The organism is Mesorhizobium sp. J8, from assembly GCF_016591715.1.
GTDB lineage: Bacteria > Pseudomonadota > Alphaproteobacteria > Rhizobiales > Rhizobiaceae > Mesorhizobium.
On the sequence record NZ_AP024109.1, the window covers coordinates 5,577,143 to 5,595,969 of the forward strand.

Sequence of the window (18,827 nt, forward strand, 5' to 3'; positions counted from 1 at the left end):
AGACCGTCAATGATCGACAGCATCGTTTCGGAGCTCGGACCGTGGAACTGGATGGTTCTCGGCATCCTGCTCCTGGTGATGGAAGTCGTGGCGCCAGGCGTGTTCATGCTGTGGATCGGCATCGCGGCGCTGATCGTCGGCGCGGTGTCGCTGGCGATCTGGGACGCGGCGTTCTGGACCTGGCAGGTCCAGGTGTTGGCCTTCCTCGTGCTGGCCGTCGTCTCGGCCTATGTCGGCCGGCAGATCGCGGTCAGCCGTCAGGGCAGCGTCGACCAGCCGTTGCTCAACCGCCGCGGCGCGCAGATGATCGGCCGCACGGCGACCCTGGCCGAGCCGATTAAGAACGGCCGTGGCCGCATCCGGCTCGGCGACACCTTGTGGCGGGTCTCAGGTCCAGACCTGCCGGTCGGCACGCAGGTGCGCGTGACCGGCGCGGCGGATACCGATCTGGAACTGACCGTCGAGGCGATTTGATCCGAGCGTCCAAGGATGCGTTAAGACTCGGATCCGGCCGGATCGAAAATGGCGGTTTCCGAGAACCGGAGCGGAGCGTACTTTTCGTACGTGAGCACCGGAAGCGCAGGAAGCCGCCTTTTGCAGGCGGGCCTCACCTGAATATGGATGCATCCTACGCCGCGCCGATGCGCAGCAGGTCATGCAGATGCACCAATCCGACCGGGCGCCCGCCCTCGACCACCATCAGGCTGGTGATGGCGGAGGTGTTGATCGTCTGCAGCGCCGTCGCCACCAGCGTGTCCGGGCTCGCCGTCTTCGGCTTCTTCGTCATTACCTGATCGACGCTCATGGACAGAAGATCGCTGGCGATGTGGCGGCGAATGTCGCCATCGGTGATGATGCCGGCCAGCGTGCCGTCGGCGGCGGTGATCGCCACGCAGCCGAAACCTTTGCGCGACAATTCCAGGATCGCCTCCCGCATGCCGGTTCCCGACGGCACCAGCGGCAGTCTTTCGCCGACATGCATGATCTCGCGCAGCTGCGTCAGATTGGCACCGAGCTGGCCGCCCGGATGGAAGGTGCGGAAATGATCCGGCGTGAAACCGCGCGCCTCAAGCAGTGCGATCGCCAGCGCATCGCCCATGACGAGCTGCAGCAAGGCGGAGGTAGTCGGCGCCAACCCGTGCGGACAGGCCTCCGGCACGATAGGCAGCAGCAGCACTACGTCCGCAGCCCGCGCCAGCGCCGAACTCTCGCCCGAGGTGATGGCGATCAGCGGGATGGAAAAACGCCTGGAATAGGCGACGATGCCCATCAATTCCTTGCTCTCGCCCGACCAGGACATGGCGATGATGGCGTCGTCCCGGGCGATCATGCCGAGATCGCCGTGATTGGCTTCCGCCGGATGGACGAAGAAGGCTGGCGTGCCGGTCGAGGCAAGCGTGGCGGCGATCTTGGAGCCAATATGGCCGCTCTTACCGACGCCGGTGACGATGACGCGACCTTCGATTCGTGAGATCAGGTCGATCGCGGCGGCAAAAGGCTCGGACAGCCCATCCGCGAGCGCGGCGGCAAGGGCCGCCACACCGGCCTGCTCCGTCGCCACCGTTCTCAGCGCCGATTCGATCGCAGCCTGCCCGTCCGGCCGCTTTCTTTCTGGGGACCCCGCATGCATGGGCGAAGCGATTAGCGCTTTGCCGCGCTCCTGTCCAACAGATTTGCCTTAGGCCTCCGATTGCAGGGGCTCCGAGGCGTCTCTCTCAACCCTCCGTTAACCATCCGCATTTACGGTTCGGTAAGTATGGCGCAACCGCGCCGCGCAAGCAGTGGTGACGATGTCCGGGGGCCAATCTGAAACGAAAACCGGTCGGAAGGGCATTGCCGTTGCAGCACTGCTGCTGACGGCAAGCGCGCTTGCCTTGCTGCGCCCGGCGCCTGCATTTTCGCAGGAAACCGAACTGCGCGGCGAGGTCTCCGAATCGGCCATACTCGCCGACCAGCAGCGCAAGGCCAGACAGTTGAGAGCGCAAGGCGCGCTGGATCAGAACGCGCCCGCCGCAGCCGTCCAGGACACGGCGCCGGCAACCTACCAGCCGGCAAGCCCCGGCGCCGTTCCCGATGACGACCAGACGGCAGGCGCCACGGACAGCATCTTCGACCAGCCGCAGGCAACGGACGATCCATTGGCCGATACGACGAAACCGGCAAAACGGCGCCAGCCCTCTACGGCTGCTCAACGTGCCCAGGGCGCCAAGACCGACACCAAGGCGAGCACCAAGACCGCCGACAAGAAAAAAGCCAAGAAGAAGGCGGGCGGGGCTATCGACAGCACCACCACTGCCGCGACCGCCTCCGCAGGCGATAAGGCTGATGCGGCAGCGGCTGAGGACGACGGCAGCAATCGCCGCGCCGTCAGCATCGACAGTGTCGACAAGCAGAAGCTCGACCCGGGCCAGGAGCGCACCGGATCGATCGATGGCCAGAAGGCCAAGCCGGAGGAGGATCCCTTCGCTGCTCCCGGCGTCCGGATCGGCACCTTTGTGTTCCGGCCGACGCTGGAGCAAGGCTTCACCGCGACGTCCAACGCCGATTCCAGCAGCACAGGTAAATCCGCGGTTCTGTCCGAGACGGCGCTGCGTTTCACCGCGACCTCCGACTGGCGTGAGAATTCGGCTCTGATCACCGGCTACGGCCAGTTCCGCAACACCGTCTCGGGCGAAAAGATCAACGACGCGCAGGGCCGCATCGAAGGCCAGCTCAATGTCGATCTCGACAACGAGCTGCGCGCCATCGCTAAGCTCGGCTACGAAGCGGCGCCCGAATCGGCGTCCTCGCCGGATGCGATCGCCGGCGTCACCTCGCAGCCGCTGCGCCAGACCGTGGACGGCAGCCTCGGTCTCGAAAAGAGTGTCGGCAAGATGCGTTACGCGCTGACCGGCGCGGTCTCGCACGACTTCTACGGCGACGCCAATCTCTCGGACGGCACCACCATCTCGCAGAAGGATCGCAACAACACGCTCTACACCGCCACCTTGCGCACCGGCTATGAGATCTCGCCGGCGCTGACGCCCTTCACGGAAGTCGAGCTCGGCCGCAGGGTCTATGATCAGCGTCTCGACACCGATGGCTTTGAGCGCTCATCGAAGCGGCTCGGGGCGCGCGCCGGCGTCGAGCTCGATATGGGCGAGAAGCTATCGGGCGAATTCTCCGTCGGCTGGTTGCGCGAGGCGCTCGACGACAGCCGCCTTCCGGCAATCGCCGGGCCGTCCATCAATGCCGACCTTAAATGGTCGCCCGAACGCGGCACCATCATCGGGCTCACCGGCAAGACCGATGTCGAGACCACCACGACGGCGGGCCAGAGCGGCGACATCCTCTACTCCGGCCGGCTGACGGGCGAGCGGCAAATCCGCGCCAACCTGACGGCGAACTCGGCGCTTGGCCTCGATTGGCGCGACTACACCGGCTCCGACGGCCACGATCTGATCCTGAGCGCCGAGGCCGGGCTGACGTGGTGGCTGAACCGCTATGCCGGCCTCACCACCAGGATGCGGACCGAGAAGCTGACCAGCAACCTGCCTGGGCGCGACTATACGGCCAACAGCGTCTATCTCGGACTGAAGGTCCAGCGCTGACGCCTCTCATCCTCGGAGCTGAAGCGAACGCGCGGGCCGAAGTGGCGAAACCGCCGTGGCCTAAAACGCCGCGCCGCGGCGCTCCGCCGGCCGTATCTCGTCCAGCAGCGTGCGGATGACGCCGGCCATGCTTCCGTTCATGTCGCTGCGCCACAGCGCGAAGGCGACATTGGCTTCGACGAAACCTTCCGGCGAGCCGCAATCGAAGGTGCGCCCCTTGTAGTGATAGCCGTAGAAGGGCTGCTGTTTCTCCAACTTCAGCATCGCGTCGGTCAGCTGGATCTCGTTGCCGGCGCCGCGTTCCTGGCTTTCCAGGATGCCGAAGATCTCCGGCTGCAGGATGTAGCGGCCGTTGATGTAAAGATTGGAGGGCGCGGTGCCCTGTTTCGGCTTCTCCACCATGCCGGTGATGCGGAAGCCGTGATGCGCGTCCTCGCCGCGGCCGACAATGCCGTATTTGTGCGCTTCCGCCGGGTCGCATTCCTGCACGGCGACGATGTTGTTGCCGGTCTCGGCATAGAGCTCGACCATGCTCCTCGTGCAGCTCTTTTCCGACTGCATGATCATGTCCGGCAAAAGCAACGCGAACGGTTCGTCGCCGACCAGCTCGCGGGCGCACCAGACGGCGTGGCCGAGGCCCATCGGCACCTGCTGGCGCGTGAAGCTCGTTTGTCCCGGCGCCGGCTGCAGCCGCTGCAGGCGGGCGAGCTGGTCGTCCTTGCCGCGCTGGGCGAGCGTGTCATAGAGTTCGAACTGGACGTCGAAATGATCCTCGATGACCGCCTTGTTGCGCCCGGTCACGAAGATGAAATGCTCGATGCCGGCCTCGCGCGCCTCGTCGACCACATATTGGATGACGGGCCGATCGACGACGGTCAGCATCTCCTTCGGGATGGCCTTGGTGGCCGGGAGGAACCGCGTGCCGAGACCTGCAACCGGGAAAACTGCCTTGCGAACGCGCTTCATGCTGACACCCCTGCGTTTGAGCCAATTATCCGCTCGGCGGCACGCTCCGCAATCCCCCCGAACATTTTCGCGCCGGAATCATTTTCACGCCGAAATGTCGGATTAACGGCGAGCGGTGAATGTGGAGGCTAAAAGCTGTTGCACCTCTTTTCGTTCCCGGCGGCGCCTATGGTAAACTAAATACTAACCCGGTTCGGCGTTGAATGATCCTTCCTGAATTGACGAAGGAGGAAATGATGTCCGTTCGCAACACCGCGAGGCGCCTGACGGCACTGGTGACGGCCGCCGGCCTCACGCTGGCCTTGCTGATGCCCGCCGGGCCTGCTTTCGCCGATGCCGGATTCCGCCAGTGGGTCGCAGGCTTCCGCGCCACCGCGGTGGCGGGCGGCGTTTCGGGTGCTGTCTACGACCAGTCCATGAGAGGCATCGAGCCCGACCCGGTCGTGCTGGAAAAGGCCCGCACCCAGCCGGAATTCACCGCGCCCGCCTGGGACTATTTCGACAATCGTGTGCACGACCAGGCGGTCGCCAACGGCCAGGCGATGGCACGCAAATGGAAGCCGTGGCTCGACCGTATCGAGGCGCGGTTCGGCGTCGATCGCAACATCCTTCTGGCCATCTGGTCGATGGAATCGAATTATGGCGAGACGCTCAAGCGCGACGACATCATGCGCAACGTCGTCCGTTCGCTGGCGACCCTCGCCTATGGCGATCCCAAGCGTTCGAAATATGCCCGCACCCAATTGATCGCGGCGCTGAAGATCCTGCAGACCGGCGACATCGACGAAAGCCATCTGATGGGCTCTTGGGCCGGCGCGATGGGCCAGACCCAGTTCATCCCGACCAGCTATCAGCGCTATGCGGTCGACATGGACGGCAACGGGAGGCGCGACATCTGGAATTCGATCCCCGACGCGTTGGCGACCTCCGCCAATTTGCTCAAGAAGAACGGCTGGCAGGCCGGGAAGACCTGGGGCTATGAGGTCACCATCCCGGCCGGCAAGCTGCCCGGCGGCGCAAAGACGATCGCGCAGTGGCAGGCGCTCGGCGTCGTCAGGGCCAACGGCAAGCCGTTCAGGAACCTGACCGACAAGGCGACGCTGAAAGTGCCGGACGGCCGGGGTGGCCCCGCCTTCCTGATGATCAGGAACTTCTCGGTCATCAAGGCCTACAACAATGCCGACAAATACGCCTTGGCCGTCGGCCTGCTCGCCGATGAGATCGCCGGCGGCACCGGCCTCGTGCAGGACTGGCAGCGGCCCTTCACCAAGCTCACCTTCGAGGAGCGGCAGGAACTGCAGAAGCGGCTTTCCGAGCATGGCTACTACGACGGCAAGTTCGACGGCAAGATCGGCGACGGCTCGAAAGCCGCCATCATGGCCTACCAGGCAAAGGTCGGCCTGACGCAGGATGGCTATCCGAGCCTGGAAGTGCTCAAATGGCTCCGCAAGCAGTAGAGCCCGCGTAAGCGCCAGGCGTCCTTTCAAAGACGGCTAGGATGCTGTAGCGCTTCGGCTTGCGCATGACTTGCCGCGTCTGCCTGGTCATGCGCCAAGGGATGGAGAGGTGTTTGGTTTCGGTTGCGCGTATCAGGCAGAGTATTCGCCGGGCGCCCGTCCTGATTCTCGCCCTTGCCGTGCTTGTCGTCACCGTGGCCGGCGCTTTCCACGCCCCAGCGTTCGCGCAGGAGGAAAGCCGTGGCTGGTCGCTGCGCGACCTTTTGTTCCCGCGCCGCAGCGAACGCATCGAGCCCCCGGTCGAAGTTCAGAAACCGAGGCCGAAGCCGAAGAAGAAACCAAAGCCGCGCCCGCCGGCGGAACCGGAAACGCCGATCGTCGAGAAGACCAACGACGCCCGGGTCGTGCTGGTGGTCGGCGATTTTCTGGCGGGCGGACTGGCGGAGGGCCTCGACACGGCCTTTGCCGACAATCCCGCCGTCCGGATCGTCTCCCGCGCCAACGGTTCGTCCGGCTTCGTTCGCGACGACGTCTACAATTGGCCGGCCCAGATAAAATCGCTGATCGAAACGGAGAAACCGGCGGCCGTGATCGTCATGCTGGGTTCCAACGATCGTCAGCAGATGAAGGTCGGCGACGTGCGCGAGCAGCCGCGCTCGGAGAACTGGACCAAGGAATATGAGCGCCGCACAGATGCGCTCGGCAAGGCCTTGCAGGAAACCAAGGTGCCGTATCTGTGGGTCGGCATGCCGGCTTTCGGTGTGTCGAAGATGAACTCCGACATGCTCGCCTTCAACGACATCTATCACTCGGCCGCCGAGAAACACGGTGGCGAATTCGTCGATGTATGGGACGGCTTCGTCGACGAGAACGGCGCCTTCGTCACCTCCGGCCCGGACATCAACGGCCAGCCGGTACGGCTGCGTTCCGACGACGGCATCAACGTCACCAAGGCCGGCAAGCGCAAGCTCGCTTTCTACACGGAAAAGCCGTTGGCAAAGATACTCGGCCTGGCGGCGCCGGGAAGCGTCACGACCGTGTCGGCGCCGGCCGGCGCCCCGGTCGAGGCGCCGAAGCCGGCCGCCGCACCCGTCATCGTCGACCGCACCCCGCCGATGCTGCTCGGCGACCCGTCACTCGACGGCGGCACCGAACTGCTCGGCGCCGCGCAGCCGGCCAGGGCCGATCCGAACCTTCCCGGCGAAAAGCTGATCCTTGAAGGCAAGGCGCCGACCGCTTCGCCCGGCCGCGCCGACGATTTTTCCTGGCCGCCGAAGCCGCCGGCGACGGCAGCTGTCGAATCCGGCCCGACACCGGCAACTCCTTGACCGACGTTCCGGCGTAGCGGCAATTTCGCGCCGAGCCGAACAATGGCATTATTGGATTTTGGCCGAAGTCAAAGTCGGGGGACGAATATGTCGGCAACGGGCTATGCCTTGCTTGGGTTCGTGACTTGGACCCTCTTATTGCTCATATGGATGGAAATCCTGCGCACCCATCTCGTGGTGAGCGGCCGCGTCCTTGCGAATGGCTTTGCACCGGACAATGCCGGCCTTTCGCCCTTCTTGCAGCGGCTGGCGCGCGCCCACGCCAATTGCATCGAAGGCCTTCCCATATTCGGAGGTCTCATGGCCCTGGCCATGATGAATTCGCGCACCGCGATTACCGACCCGCTCGCATATTGGTTTCTCGGCGCGCGGCTGATGCAGTCGGCCATTCATCTGACGTCGACAAGTCCGATCGCCGTCAAGGCTCGATTCTCGGCGTTCGCAGTCCAGATGGCTATCGGCCTCTATTGGGCGATAAAGCTGCTGCTCAGCTAAAGCATGCCTCCCAAGCGGGAACCGATTTCGGGATGAAGACATGCGTAAAATCAAAACTTAACGTGCTTGGAGCGAATCTGAAAGATCGCGACACGCTTTAGGACGTCTCACCATTTCCGTGAAACGGTGAAACGCTCTAACGGATCGTCGCTTCAGCGTGGCAGCACCGTCGATCCCATCAATGCCTCGTCGATCGAGCGCGCCGCCTGACGGCCCTCGCGGATCGCCCAGACCACCAGCGACTGGCCGCGACGCACGTCGCCCGCCGCATAGAGCTTGTCGATGTTGGTCTTGTAGTCGCGGTCGTTGGCCTCGACATTCCTGGAGCGGCGGCTGTCGGTGACGACCTTGATCTTGCCGTCGAGCTCCCTCATCAGGCTGTCGCTCGCCGGGCCGGCAAAGCCGATGGCGATGAAGGCGAGATCGGCACGGATGACGAATTCGGTGCCGGGGATCGGCTTGCGCTTGTCGTCGACCTCGCAGCAGCGCACACCGGTCAGCTGACCGTCCTCGCCGATGAATTCGAGCGTCGCCACCTGGAATTCGCGCTCTGCCCCTTCGGCCTGGGAGGAGGACGTGCGCATCTTGGTGGCCCAATAGGGCCAGACCGCGAGCTTGTCTTCCTTCTCCGGCGGCTGCGGACGGATGTCGAGCTGCGTCACGCGCACCGCGCCTTGCCGGAAAGCAGTGCCGATGCAGTCGGATGCGGTGTCGCCGCCGCCGACCACGACGACATGCTGGCCGCCGGCGATGATCGGGTGCGAGGGCCAGGCCACCGACTGGATCGGCTCGCCGCCGACACGGCGGTTCTGCTGCACCAGATAGGGCATGGCGTCATAGACGCCGCTGAGGTCGCTGCCCGGAATGCCGGCCGGGCGCGGCGTTTCGGAGCCGCCGCAATAGAGCACCGCGTCGAATTCCTCGATGAGATCGGCCACCTTCATGTCGACGCCGACATTGACGCCGCAATGGAAGGTGACGCCCTCGCCCTGCATCTGCTCGATGCGCCGGTCGATATAGTGCTTCTCGATCTTGAAGTCGGGAATGCCGTAGCGCATCAGCCCGCCGGGACGGCTCTCGCGCTCATAGACATGCACGTCATGGCCGGCGCGGCCGAGCTGCTGCGCCGCCGCCATGCCGGCCGGACCGGAACCGATGACGGCAACCCGCTTGCCGGTCTTCTTCTCCGGCGGATAGGGGCGGATGTGGCCGGTCTCGTAGGCCTTGTCGGCGATCGCCTGCTCGACCGTCTTGATCGCGACCGGAATGTCCTCGAGGTTCAGCGTGCAGGCTTCCTCGCAAGGCGCGGGACAGATGCGGCCGGTGAACTCCGGGAAATTGTTGGTCGAGTGCAGGTTGCGGATCGCGCTGTCCCAGTCGCCATTGTAGACGAGGTCGTTCCAGTCCGGGATCTGGTTGTGGATCGGGCAGCCGGTCGGTCCATGGCAGAACGGAATGCCGCAATCCATGCAGCGCGCGGCCTGTTTCTCGACCTCCTTGTCCGACATCGGCAGCGTGAATTCGCGGAAATGCCGGATTCGGTCGGAGGCGGGCTGGTACTTGTGCACCTGCCGGTCGATCTCGAGAAAGCCTGTTACCTTGCCCATAGTCCAGTCCCTGCTGTCCGAAGGCACGCTTTTTTGTCGCGCACCCGTTAACCCCTTAAGGCTGCCATGGCAACCAAGTCCGAGGTCAGGATTGTTGGTGAGGATGCCGGCCGGGAAGTCATTTTCCCGGCCATGCCCGAAACTATTCCGCTGCCACGCTCATGCGCATGCGTTCCATCTCGATCAGCGCGCGGCGATACTCGACCGGCATGATTTTCCGGAATTTCGGCCGGAAGTTCTGCCAGTTATCGAGGATCTCGCGACCGCGCACAGAGCCCGTGTAGTGGACATGGTTCGAGATCAGCTGGTAGAGCCGTTCCTCGTCATGGCTGGTCATGTCGCCCGACACGTCAACGCGGCCCTTGTGGTCGAGGTCGCCGCCGTGGTGGAGCAGCTTCTCCATCAGGTCGTCCTCTTCCGGGACCGGCTCGAGCTCGACCATCGCCATGTTGCACCGCTCGGCGAAATCGCCCTTCTCGTCCAGTACATAGGCGACGCCGCCCGACATGCCGGCCGCGAAATTGCGCCCGGTCTTGCCCAGCACGACGACGATGCCGCCGGTCATGTATTCGCAGCCGTGGTCGCCGACGCCTTCGACGACGGCGGCCACACCCGAATTGCGCACGGCGAAACGCTCGCCTGCGACGCCGGCGAAATAGGCCTCGCCCTCGGTGGCGCCATAGAGCACCGTGTTGCCGACGATGATCGACTCGGCCGCGACGATCTTGGCTTCCTCCGGCGGGCGGATGACGATGCGGCCACCCGACAGGCCTTTGCCGACATAGTCGTTGCCGGCGCCGACCAGCTCGAACGAAATGCCGCGGGCCAGGAACGCACCGAAGGACTGGCCGGCAGTGCCGGTAAGCTTCACCTGGATCGTGTCTTCCCGAAGGCCCTTGTGCCTGAAGCGCTTGGCGACCTCGCCTGACAGCATGGCACCGGCGGAGCGATCGACATTGCGGATCGGCAGCTCGATGGTGACGGGCTGCTTGGCGTCCAGCGCGGGCTTGGCCAGTTCGATCAGCTTGCGGTCGAGCACGTCGTCGATCGGGTGCTTCTGCCGTTCGGTCCAGTGCAGCGCCTCATGCGGCGCATCCGGCTTGTAGAACATCTTCGAGAAGTCGAGCCCGCGCGCCTTCCAGTGCTGGATCACGTCGCGCTTTTCCAGGAGATCGGTGTCGCCGATGATCTGGTCGAGATGGGTATAGCCCATTTCGGCAAGCAGCGCCCGCACCTCTTCCGCGACGTAGAAGAAGAAGTTGATGACGTGCTCCGGGGTGCCCTTGAAGCGCTTGCGCAGCACCGGATCCTGCGTCGCCACGCCCACCGGGCAGGTGTTGAGGTGGCACTTGCGCATCATGATGCAGCCGGCCGCGATCAGCGGCGCGGTCGAGAAGCCGAACTCGTCGGCGCCGAGCAGCGCGCCGATGATGACGTCGCGCCCGGTGCGCAAGCCGCCGTCGACCTGCAGCGCCACTCTGCTGCGCAGGCCGTTGAGCACCAGCGTCTGATGCGTTTCGGCAAGGCCCATTTCCCACGGGCTGCCGGCATGCTTGAGCGAGGTCAGCGGCGAAGCGCCGGTGCCGCCGTCATAGCCGGAGATGGTGATGTGGTCGGCGCGCGCCTTGGCGACGCCCGCCGCGACCGTGCCGACGCCGACCTCCGACACCAGCTTGACCGAGACGTCGGCTGCCGGATTGACGTTCTTCAGGTCGTAGATCAGTTGCGCCAGATCCTCGATCGAATAGATGTCGTGATGCGGCGGCGGCGAGATCAGGCCGACGCCGGGCGTCGAGTGCCTGACCTTGGCGATGGTGGCGTCGACCTTGTGTCCGGGCAACTGGCCGCCCTCGCCGGGCTTGGCGCCTTGCGCGACCTTGATCTGCATGACGTCGGAATTGACCAGATATTCCGCCGTGACGCCGAACCGCCCCGAGGCGACCTGCTTGATCGCCGAGCGTTCCGGGTTCTTGCCGCCGCCGGGCAGCGGCAGATAGCGGTCGGCCTCTTCGCCGCCCTCGCCGGTGTTCGACTTGCCGCCGATCTGGTTCATGGCGCGCGCCAGCGTGGTGTGCGCTTCCCTGGAAATCGAGCCGAACGACATCGCCCCGGTCGAGAAGCGCTTGACGATCTCGGCCGCCGGCATCACATCCTCGATCGCGACCTTCTTGCGGCCGGTTTCCTCGGCTGTTCTGATCTTGAACAGGCCGCGGATGGTCTGGGCCCGCGCGGTCGCACTGTCGATCTGCGCCGAATACTCCTTGAACGTGTCCCAGGACCCCTGGCGCACGGCATGCTGCAGGGTAGCGACCGCATCCGGCGACCACATATGCGCCTCGCCGCGCATGCGGAACATATATTCGCCGCCGACTTCGAGGCTGTTGCGCAGCACCGGATCGCTGCCGAAGGCGTCCGAGTGGCGGCTGAGCGTCTCGGCGGCGATCTCATCCAGGCCGACGCCTTCGATCAGCGTCGCCGTGCCGGTGAAATACTTCTCGACGAAATCGGACTTCAGCCCGATCGCGTCGAAGATCTGCGCGCCGCAATAGGACTGATAGGTCGAGATGCCCATCTTGGACATCACCTTGAGGATGCCCTTCCCGATCGACTTGATGTAGCGCGAGACCACCTCGTACTCGTCGACTTCCTCAGGCAGCTCGCCGCGCTTGTGCATGTCGAGCAGCGTGTCGAAGGCGAGATAAGGGTTGATCGCCTCGGCGCCGTAGCCTGCCAGGCAGCAGAAATGATGCACCTCGCGCGGCTCGCCGGATTCCACGACGAGGCCGACCGCGGTGCGCAGGCCCTTGCGGATCAGGTGATGGTGCACCGCCGCCGTCGCCAGGAGGGCCGGAATGGCGATGCGGTCGGGCCCGACCTGGCGGTCGGACAGGATGATGATGTTGTAGCCGCCGGCGACCGCCGCCTCGGCCCGCTCGCAAAGCCGGTCGATGGCGCCCTGCATGCCGGCGGCACCCTCGTTGGAGGCGTAGGTGATGTCGATCGTCTTGGTGTCGAAACGGTCCTCGGTGTGGCCGATCGAGCGGATCTTCTCGAGATCGCCATTGGTCAGGATCGGCTGGCGCACTTCGAGCCGCTTGCGGCGCGACGTGCCGACGAGGTCGAAGATGTTCGGCCGCGGCCCGATGAAGGACACCAGGCTCATCACCAGTTCCTCGCGAATCGGGTCGATCGGCGGGTTGGTGACCTGGGCGAAGTTCTGCTTGAAATAGGTGTAGAGCAGCTTCGACTTGTCCGACATCGCCGAGATCGGCGTGTCGGTGCCCATCGAGCCGACGGCTTCCTGGCCGGTGGTCGCCATCGGCGCCATCAGAAGCTTGGTGTCTTCCTGCGTGTAGCCGAATGACTGCTGGCGATCGAGCAGGCTGACATCCTTGCGCAGCGCCCGCGGCTCGACCGGCTTCAGGTCTTCGAGGATGAGCTGCGTGTTGGCGAGCCAGGTCTTGTAGGGATGCCTGATCGCGATCTCCGACTTGATCTCCTCGTCGGATACGATGCGGCCCTTGGCTAGGTCGATCAAAAGCATGCGGCCGGGCTGCAGCCGCCACTTCTGCACGATCTTTTCCTCCGGCACCGGCAGGGCGCCGGCTTCCGACGCCATGATGACGCGGTCGTCGTCGGTGACGATGTAGCGTGCCGGACGAAGGCCGTTGCGGTCGAGCGTGGCGCCGATCTGGCGGCCGTCGGTGAACACCACCGCCGCCGGGCCGTCCCACGGCTCCATAAGTGCTGCGTGATACTCGTAGAAAGCCTTGCGGTCGGCATCCATGAGCTTGTTGCCGGCCCAGGCTTCCGGGATCAGCATCATCATGGCGTGGGTGAGCGAATAGCCGCCCTGGAACAGGAACTCGAGCGCGTTGTCGAAACACGCCGTGTCCGACTGGCCTTCATAGGAGATCGGCCACAGCTTCGAGATGTTGTTGCCGAACAGCTCGGAATCGACCGAGGCCTGGCGCGCCGCCATCCAGTTGTTGTTGCCGCGCACGGTGTTGATCTCGCCGTTGTGGGCGACCATGCGGTAGGGATGCGCCAGCTTCCACGAGGGGAAGGTGTTGGTCGAGAAGCGCTGGTGGACCAGGATCAGCGCCGTCTCGAAGCGCGGATCCTTGAGGTCCTTGTAATAGGCGCCGACCTGGTAGGCCAGGAACATGCCCTTGTAGACGATGGTGCGCGCCGACAGCGACACGCAATAGGCGCCGACATCCTTGTTGTCGTTCTCGGCGTAGATGCGGCCCGAGATCACCTTGCGCAGCAGATAGAGCCGCGCCTCATATTCCTCGTCATCCGGGATATCGGCGGTGCGGCCGATGAACACCTGCCGGTGGAACGGCTCGGAGGCGACGATGTCCGGCGCCTTCGACAGCGACGAATTGTCGACCGGCACATCGCGGAAGCCGATAAGCGGCAGCCCTTCCGACTGCGCCGATTCGGCGATGATCTCTTCGATATGGGCGCGCAGTGCCGGGTCCTGCGGCATGAACCAATGGCCGACGCCGTATTGACCTGCCGGCGGCAGTTCGACGCCCTTGGCCGCCATTTCCTCGCGGAAGAAAGCGTCCGGAATCTGCACCAGCACGCCGGCGCCGTCACCGACCAGCGGGTCCGCGCCGACGGCGCCGCGATGGGTGAGATTTTCCAGCATCGCCAGACCGTCCTCGACGATCCCGTGCGACTTCACGCCCTTCATGTTGGCAATGAAGCCGACGCCGCAGGCGTCATGCTCGTTGCGCGGATCATAGAGGCCCTGGGCGACAGGGCCGTTGGTGGTTCGGCCGGCTTTGGTCAGGACGGTATTTTTAACGGCTGCCGCTTTCGTCTGCGCGGCCTGGCCGTTGATCGCAGATGGCGTCAGTTCCGTCATTGTCCTATCCTCCGTTCTCCACCTCGGCCCTGACCGTTTCAGGGCGCTGGTTTGCCTTGGGAAGCGCGAATGCTTCCCCTACGTCTTGCTGCACGTCTCGCGAAATCCATCGAACCATACGGCTATACGCCCGGTTCGCAGCCGGTATCGTACAGGTCAGAGCCGGGCCGTCTACCCGCCGCTCGCGACAATGGCCGGATTGGCAGCAATGATACGCCAGTCCAGCCTGTTTTGTGCGACAAAATAAGACAGCACTACTGTCCTAAATTTTTTATGGCAGAAATCAGGGGCCTACACAAGACCGATTCACAAAAAACTTAGGCGCGCTGCGACACGCCGGAAACGCAAGCTTTGGTCAGGGGTCTTTCGAGGCGACGCGCTGGCTTCACCGCTTTGCCGGCGATTGGCCCTTGCGCTTCGACCGCCGAAGCGGTCAAGTCCCGCCGCTTTTGCCAATCACGATACGGACCTCTCGATGTTCTTTGCATCCGACAACTGGGCGGGCGTCCACCCCGACATTTCGGCCAACCTCTCGCGCCATGCCGCCGGCGTCGCTACCGCCTATGGCGACGGCGATCTGGACCGCGCCGTCTATCGCCGTTTCAGCGAGATCTTCGAGCGTGAGGTGCAGGTCTTCTTCGTCGCGACCGGCACGGCGGCCAACGCGCTTTCGATGGCTGCATTGAACCGCATCGGCGGCATCGCGCTCTGCCATTCCGAGGCGCATATGAATGTCGACGAGTTCGGCGCGATGGGTTTCTACACCGGCGGCGCGCGCATGGCGCCGGTGCCGGGACCGCTTGGGCGCATGAACCCGGAGGCTCTCGACACGGCCATCAAGCGCTATTCGCAGGATCTGGCCCCGGCCGGCCAGCCGATGGCGGTCACCGTCACCCAGGCGACCGAGGTCGGGACGGTGTACAGCGTCGACGACGTCAAGGCGATCGCCGAGGTCAGCCGTCGCCACAAGCTGCCGCTGCACATGGATGGCGCGCGCTTCGCCAATGCGATTGCGGCGACCGGCGTCAGCCCGGCTGAAATGACCTGGAAGAGCGGCGTCGACCTCATCTCCTTCGGCGGCACCAAGAATGGCTGCTGGATGGCCGATGCGGTGGTGATCCTCAATCCCGATGTCGGCAAGGACCTGCGCCTGCTGCGCCAACGCGCCGGGCAGACCTTCTCCAAGGCCCGCTTCATCTCGGCCCAGTTCGAGGCCTATTTCACCGACGATCTGTGGCTGAAGATGGCCGGGCACGCCAATCACATGGCCGCGCATCTGGCCGAGACCATCGAGGACGCGCCGGCCGGCAGGCTCGCCTGGCTGCCGCAGGCCAACGAAGTGTTCGCCGTCCTCAACCGTGAGACCGCCGACAAGCTGCAGGCGGCGGGCGCCAAATTCTACGAATGGGGCGTTCCGCAGGGTTTTGACGGCCATCTCGGCGACAAGGAAGCGATCTACCGCTTCGTCGCCAGCTTCGCGACGACGACGGAAGAGATCGACCGTCTCGGTCAGTTGCTGGCCTGAGTTCCTCCATGACCAGACCGCCTCTCGGCTCGACGATGCGGCTGGTCCGCCCGGCGCCGAATGTGCTGGGCTTCTATGACGGCCGCGTCGATGGCGCGCGCATCTGGTCGGACGAACCGAACTGGCTCGACGACGGCGCCTACACGCTCGGCATTTGCACCTATGCGATTGTCGACGGCTCGCAGGCCCTCGTCTACGACACGCACATCTCCCTGCCGCATGCCCGCTTCATCCGGCGGACGCTCGAGGAGGCGGGCGTGACCTCGATACGCGTCGTGCTCAGCCACTGGCATGACGACCATATCGCCGGCAACGAGGTGTTTGAGGATTGCGAGATCATTGCCAACGGCCTCACCGCCGCGGGGCTCGAACGCGGCCGCGCCGGGATCGAAAGCGGCAACCCGCCGATCAAGCCGCTCGTCCTGCCCAACAGGATGTTCGAGAATAGTCTCAGCCTGACGGTCGGAGCGATCCCGATCGAACTGCGCCAGGTCGAAATTCACAGCCACGACGGCACGGTGCTGCTGATGCCCAACACCGGCCTGCTTCTAGCAGGCGACACGCTGGAAGACTCGGTCACCTATGTCTCGGAGCCGGAGCGTCTGGCGGAACATCTGGTCGACCTCGAGCGCATGGCCGGTTGGCACTTCGACCGGATCCTGCCCAATCACGGTTCCTTCGAGGCGATCGAAGCCGGCGGCTATGACAGGAGCCTAATCGCCGCCGCGCAGGCTTATATTCGCAAGCTGCTCGCCTGTCGGCATGACCCGGACCTGGCAATGCAGGACCTGAAAACTTTCGGCGCCGACATGTTTGCCGCTACAGCAGCCGAATATTTCGCGCCGTACGAAGCCGTTCATCGGCAAAACGTCGAGGCTGTCGTCGCGGCAGGAAGCCGATAAGGTTGCCTTTCAGGTTAGGCAACCAAAGGCGCAGCAGCAACTCGACGCGTTGCCGATGGCACAATAAAAAGCGGCGCCTCGCGGCGCCGCTTCCGTCTCGGGAGGGAGACGTTGTCTGTGATGGAGCCCGCGGATTACGCGGCGGCCTTGGCTTCGATCTGCTTGGCCTTGTCCGAGGACGAGGTGATCGCGATTTTGCGCGGCTTCAGCTCCTCGGGGATGTTGCGCTTGAGGTCGACGAAGAGCAGGCCGTTCTTCAGCGTGGCGCCTTCCACTTCGACGTGGTCGGCGAGCTGGAAGCGGCGCTCGAAGGACCTCGAGGCGATGCCGCGATAAAGCAGCTCCGAACCCTCGCTGTTGTTCTCTTCCTTGCGCTCGCCCTTGACGGTCAGCACGTTGCGGTGGGCTTCGATCGAGATCTCGTCTTCCGAGAAGCCGGCAACGGCCATCGAGATGCGATAGGCGTTCTCGCCGGTGCGCTCGATGTTATAGGGCGGGTAGGTCTGCGCGGTCTCGGGCTGGCCGAGCGAGTCGAGCATGGTGAACAGCCGGTCGAAGCCGACGGTCGAGCGATAAAGCGGGGAAAAATCAACGTGACGCATAAGGTGTTCTCCTGTTGAGCAACATGGTTTGCGTATGACCCGGTGCGAAACCCTCGCAAGGCGTTCCGGATAGGCCAGCGGCCCCGACATCGGCGGCCGCAATCCTCATTTGGGAAGCTTAAAAAGCCATTTCAAGGCTTTCGTGCCGGTCGCAATGCAGCCACGTTGATGAATGGTGGATGAACCGCGGTTTCGGCATCCGTTCAGTCAGGCGTCGCTATGCTTTGGTCAAGTTCGAGCAATTCCGGGAAGAGCGTGAAGCGGTTTCCGTCCGGAATTGCCTCGAGACAGAAAGACAAGCGGCGCCTTTTCCCCGCGCCGCAACGAGGCCGAACCGGGTGCAACGTCCCTTCCTCCCGGATCGACAGAGGCCGGAAGTGCGCCGCAGGCACTTCCGGCCTTCCTCTTCGCGGGTTGCCGCGCATCCGCGCAACGCCTTTGCTTTTGCCGCCCGGCCGTCTATCACCATGCCGACGCCTCGCCCGTCCGGGCAAAGAACAAGCAACGACGCCGAATGACGGATATTTTCCATCTGACCGAGGACAATCCCCCGCCGCAGAATGCCTCGGGCGGCTTCTTCACCACGCGTGACGGCAAGAAGATCCGCTACGGCGTCTTCGCCGCGGTCGCCCGTCCGCTCCAGGGCACGGTGGTTCTGCTGACCGGGCGCAACGAGTGCATCGAGAAATATTTCGAGACCATCCGCGATCTCGCCGATCGCGGCTTCGGCGTCGCCATCCTCGACTGGCGCGGCCAAGGCGATTCCAGCCGCCTGCTGCGCGACCGCCAGCGCGGCTATGTACGCAGCTTCCGCGATTATACGCGCGATCTCGAGCAGTTTTTCGAGGAGATCGTGCTGCCCGACTGCCGCGGCCCCTATTACATCCTCGCCCACTCGACCGGGGCCGTGATTGCGCTGCTGGCCTCGCCGTCCATGGTCAACCGCGTGCGGCGCATGGTGCTGCTGGCGCCTTTTCTGGAGGTGCCGGACCTGCCGGTCTCGATCGCCACGGTGCGACGCGTCTGCGCGGTCTTCTGCGCGCTGGGTCTCGGCCGGCTCTATGCCGCGCTCGGCCCGCGGCCGAAAGTGCCGCCGCCTTTCGAGGTGAACAAGGTGACCTCGGACCCGAAGCGCTACCGGCGCAATGTCGGCATCTACGAGGCCTGGCCGCAGCTGGCGCTCGGCGGCCCGACCATCCGCTGGCTGAAGGCCGCGGCCGCCGCCGCGCAAGCGGTAAGCGATCCCGATTTCATGGCAAGGGTCAAGGTGCCGATGCTGATCGTCGCCGCCGGCGCCGACCGCGTGGTTTCGACCAAGGCGGTGGAAGCCTATGCCAGAAAACTGCGCGTCGGCTCCCTGTTGATGATCGACGGCGCCGAGCACGAGATCCTTCAGGAGAGGGACATCTATCGCGAGCAGCTGCTCGCCGCCTTCGACGCCTTCATTCCCGGCACGGGCGACGCCTGATCGCGCTC

13 protein-coding genes are annotated in these 18,827 nt (G+C 64.4%); 8 read left to right on the forward strand and 5 right to left on the reverse strand.

The window, feature by feature from the left end:
• Positions 1 to 9: 9 nt before the first annotated feature.
• Complete coding sequence (locus MJ8_RS26765; RefSeq protein ID WP_201411620.1) at positions 10 to 474, forward strand: NfeD family protein; 465 nt, start codon at positions 10 to 12, stop codon at positions 472 to 474.
• 154 nt (positions 475 to 628) lie between these two features.
• On the opposite strand, the gene MJ8_RS26770 is transcribed toward MJ8_RS26765, so the two are convergent.
• On the reverse strand, positions 629 to 1,630 hold the full coding sequence (locus MJ8_RS26770; protein ID WP_201411621.1) for a KpsF/GutQ family sugar-phosphate isomerase: 1,002 nt from the start codon (positions 1,628 to 1,630) through the stop codon (positions 629 to 631).
• A gap of 160 nt (positions 1,631 to 1,790) precedes the next feature.
• Here MJ8_RS26770 and MJ8_RS26775 point away from each other — a divergent pair, with 160 nt between their 5' ends.
• Positions 1,791 to 3,590: an outer membrane beta-barrel protein gene (locus tag MJ8_RS26775; RefSeq protein WP_201411622.1), complete on the forward strand. Its 1,800-nt coding sequence runs from the start codon at positions 1,791 to 1,793 to the stop codon at positions 3,588 to 3,590.
• 60 nt (positions 3,591 to 3,650) lie between these two features.
• On the opposite strand, the gene galU is transcribed toward MJ8_RS26775, so the two are convergent.
• On the reverse strand, positions 3,651 to 4,556 hold the full coding sequence (galU, locus tag MJ8_RS26780) for a UTP--glucose-1-phosphate uridylyltransferase GalU (protein WP_201411623.1): 906 nt from the start codon (positions 4,554 to 4,556) through the stop codon (positions 3,651 to 3,653).
• A gap of 236 nt (positions 4,557 to 4,792) precedes the next feature.
• Between galU and MJ8_RS26785 the strand changes: the two genes are divergently transcribed.
• The 3 genes from MJ8_RS26785 (at position 4,793) to MJ8_RS26795 (ending at position 7,836) form a co-directional block, all read left to right on the forward strand.
• Complete coding sequence (locus MJ8_RS26785) at positions 4,793 to 6,013, forward strand: lytic murein transglycosylase (protein WP_201411624.1); 1,221 nt, start codon at positions 4,793 to 4,795, stop codon at positions 6,011 to 6,013.
• A 113-nt stretch (positions 6,014 to 6,126) separates the two neighbouring features.
• On the forward strand, positions 6,127 to 7,341 hold the full coding sequence (locus MJ8_RS26790; RefSeq protein ID WP_201411625.1) for a DUF459 domain-containing protein: 1,215 nt from the start codon (positions 6,127 to 6,129) through the stop codon (positions 7,339 to 7,341).
• 87 nt (positions 7,342 to 7,428) lie between these two features.
• Positions 7,429 to 7,836 (forward strand): MAPEG family protein, encoded by a 408-nt coding sequence (locus MJ8_RS26795; protein ID WP_225248055.1) that lies wholly within the window; start codon positions 7,429 to 7,431, stop codon positions 7,834 to 7,836.
• Between the two features lie 152 nt (positions 7,837 to 7,988).
• On the opposite strand, the gene MJ8_RS26800 is transcribed toward MJ8_RS26795, so the two are convergent.
• On the reverse strand, positions 7,989 to 9,443 hold the full coding sequence (locus MJ8_RS26800) for a glutamate synthase subunit beta (RefSeq protein ID WP_201411626.1): 1,455 nt from the start codon (positions 9,441 to 9,443) through the stop codon (positions 7,989 to 7,991).
• Between the two features lie 142 nt (positions 9,444 to 9,585).
• Positions 9,586 to 14,322 carry a glutamate synthase large subunit gene (gene gltB / locus MJ8_RS26805; protein ID WP_201411627.1) on the reverse strand — a complete coding sequence of 1,579 codons (4,737 nt, stop codon included), beginning with the start codon at positions 14,320 to 14,322 and terminating at the stop codon, positions 9,586 to 9,588.
• Positions 14,323 to 14,797: 475 nt separating this feature from the next.
• Between gltB and MJ8_RS26810 the strand changes: the two genes are divergently transcribed.
• Both MJ8_RS26810 and MJ8_RS26815 read left to right on the forward strand, forming a co-directional pair.
• On the forward strand, positions 14,798 to 15,847 hold the full coding sequence (locus MJ8_RS26810) for a threonine aldolase family protein (RefSeq protein WP_201411628.1): 1,050 nt from the start codon (positions 14,798 to 14,800) through the stop codon (positions 15,845 to 15,847).
• A gap of 8 nt (positions 15,848 to 15,855) precedes the next feature.
• The gene (locus MJ8_RS26815) at positions 15,856 to 16,749 is read left to right on the forward strand and encodes an MBL fold metallo-hydrolase (protein ID WP_201411629.1); all 894 of its coding nucleotides are present in this window, start codon (positions 15,856 to 15,858) and stop codon (positions 16,747 to 16,749) included.
• Positions 16,750 to 16,883: 134 nt separating this feature from the next.
• Here the strand turns inward: MJ8_RS26815 and MJ8_RS26820 are convergent, their stop codons facing one another.
• Positions 16,884 to 17,351, reverse strand: a complete 468-nt coding sequence (locus MJ8_RS26820) for an Hsp20 family protein (RefSeq protein ID WP_040997220.1) — start codon at positions 17,349 to 17,351, stop codon at positions 16,884 to 16,886.
• 514 nt (positions 17,352 to 17,865) lie between these two features.
• Between MJ8_RS26820 and MJ8_RS26825 the strand changes: the two genes are divergently transcribed.
• On the forward strand, positions 17,866 to 18,819 hold the full coding sequence (locus MJ8_RS26825) for an alpha/beta fold hydrolase (RefSeq protein ID WP_201411630.1): 954 nt from the start codon (positions 17,866 to 17,868) through the stop codon (positions 18,817 to 18,819).
• Positions 18,820 to 18,827: the final 8 nt, after the last annotated feature.

Excerpts from the sequence above, each read along its gene's own strand:
- galU (WP_201411623.1), bottom strand. The coding sequence starts at position 4,556 with ATGAAGCGCGTTCGCAAGGCAGTTTTCCCGGTTGCAGGTCTCGGCACG.
- MJ8_RS26785 (WP_201411624.1), top strand. The coding sequence starts at position 4,793 with ATGTCCGTTCGCAACACCGCGAGGCGCCTGACGGCACTGGTGACGGCC.
- MJ8_RS26815 (WP_201411629.1), top strand. The coding sequence starts at position 15,856 with ATGACCAGACCGCCTCTCGGCTCGACGATGCGGCTGGTCCGCCCGGCG.
- MJ8_RS26795 (WP_225248055.1), top strand. The coding sequence starts at position 7,429 with ATGTCGGCAACGGGCTATGCCTTGCTTGGGTTCGTGACTTGGACCCTC.
- MJ8_RS26775 (WP_201411622.1), top strand. The coding sequence starts at position 1,791 with ATGTCCGGGGGCCAATCTGAAACGAAAACCGGTCGGAAGGGCATTGCC.
- MJ8_RS26770 (WP_201411621.1), bottom strand. The coding sequence starts at position 1,630 with ATGCATGCGGGGTCCCCAGAAAGAAAGCGGCCGGACGGGCAGGCTGCG.
- MJ8_RS26800 (WP_201411626.1), bottom strand. The coding sequence starts at position 9,443 with ATGGGCAAGGTAACAGGCTTTCTCGAGATCGACCGGCAGGTGCACAAG.
- MJ8_RS26810 (WP_201411628.1), top strand. The coding sequence starts at position 14,798 with ATGTTCTTTGCATCCGACAACTGGGCGGGCGTCCACCCCGACATTTCG.
- MJ8_RS26765 (WP_201411620.1), top strand. The coding sequence starts at position 10 with ATGATCGACAGCATCGTTTCGGAGCTCGGACCGTGGAACTGGATGGTT.
- MJ8_RS26825 (WP_201411630.1), top strand. The coding sequence starts at position 17,866 with ATGACGGATATTTTCCATCTGACCGAGGACAATCCCCCGCCGCAGAAT.
- MJ8_RS26820 (WP_040997220.1), bottom strand. The coding sequence starts at position 17,351 with ATGCGTCACGTTGATTTTTCCCCGCTTTATCGCTCGACCGTCGGCTTC.
- gltB (WP_201411627.1), bottom strand. The coding sequence starts at position 14,322 with ATGACGGAACTGACGCCATCTGCGATCAACGGCCAGGCCGCGCAGACG.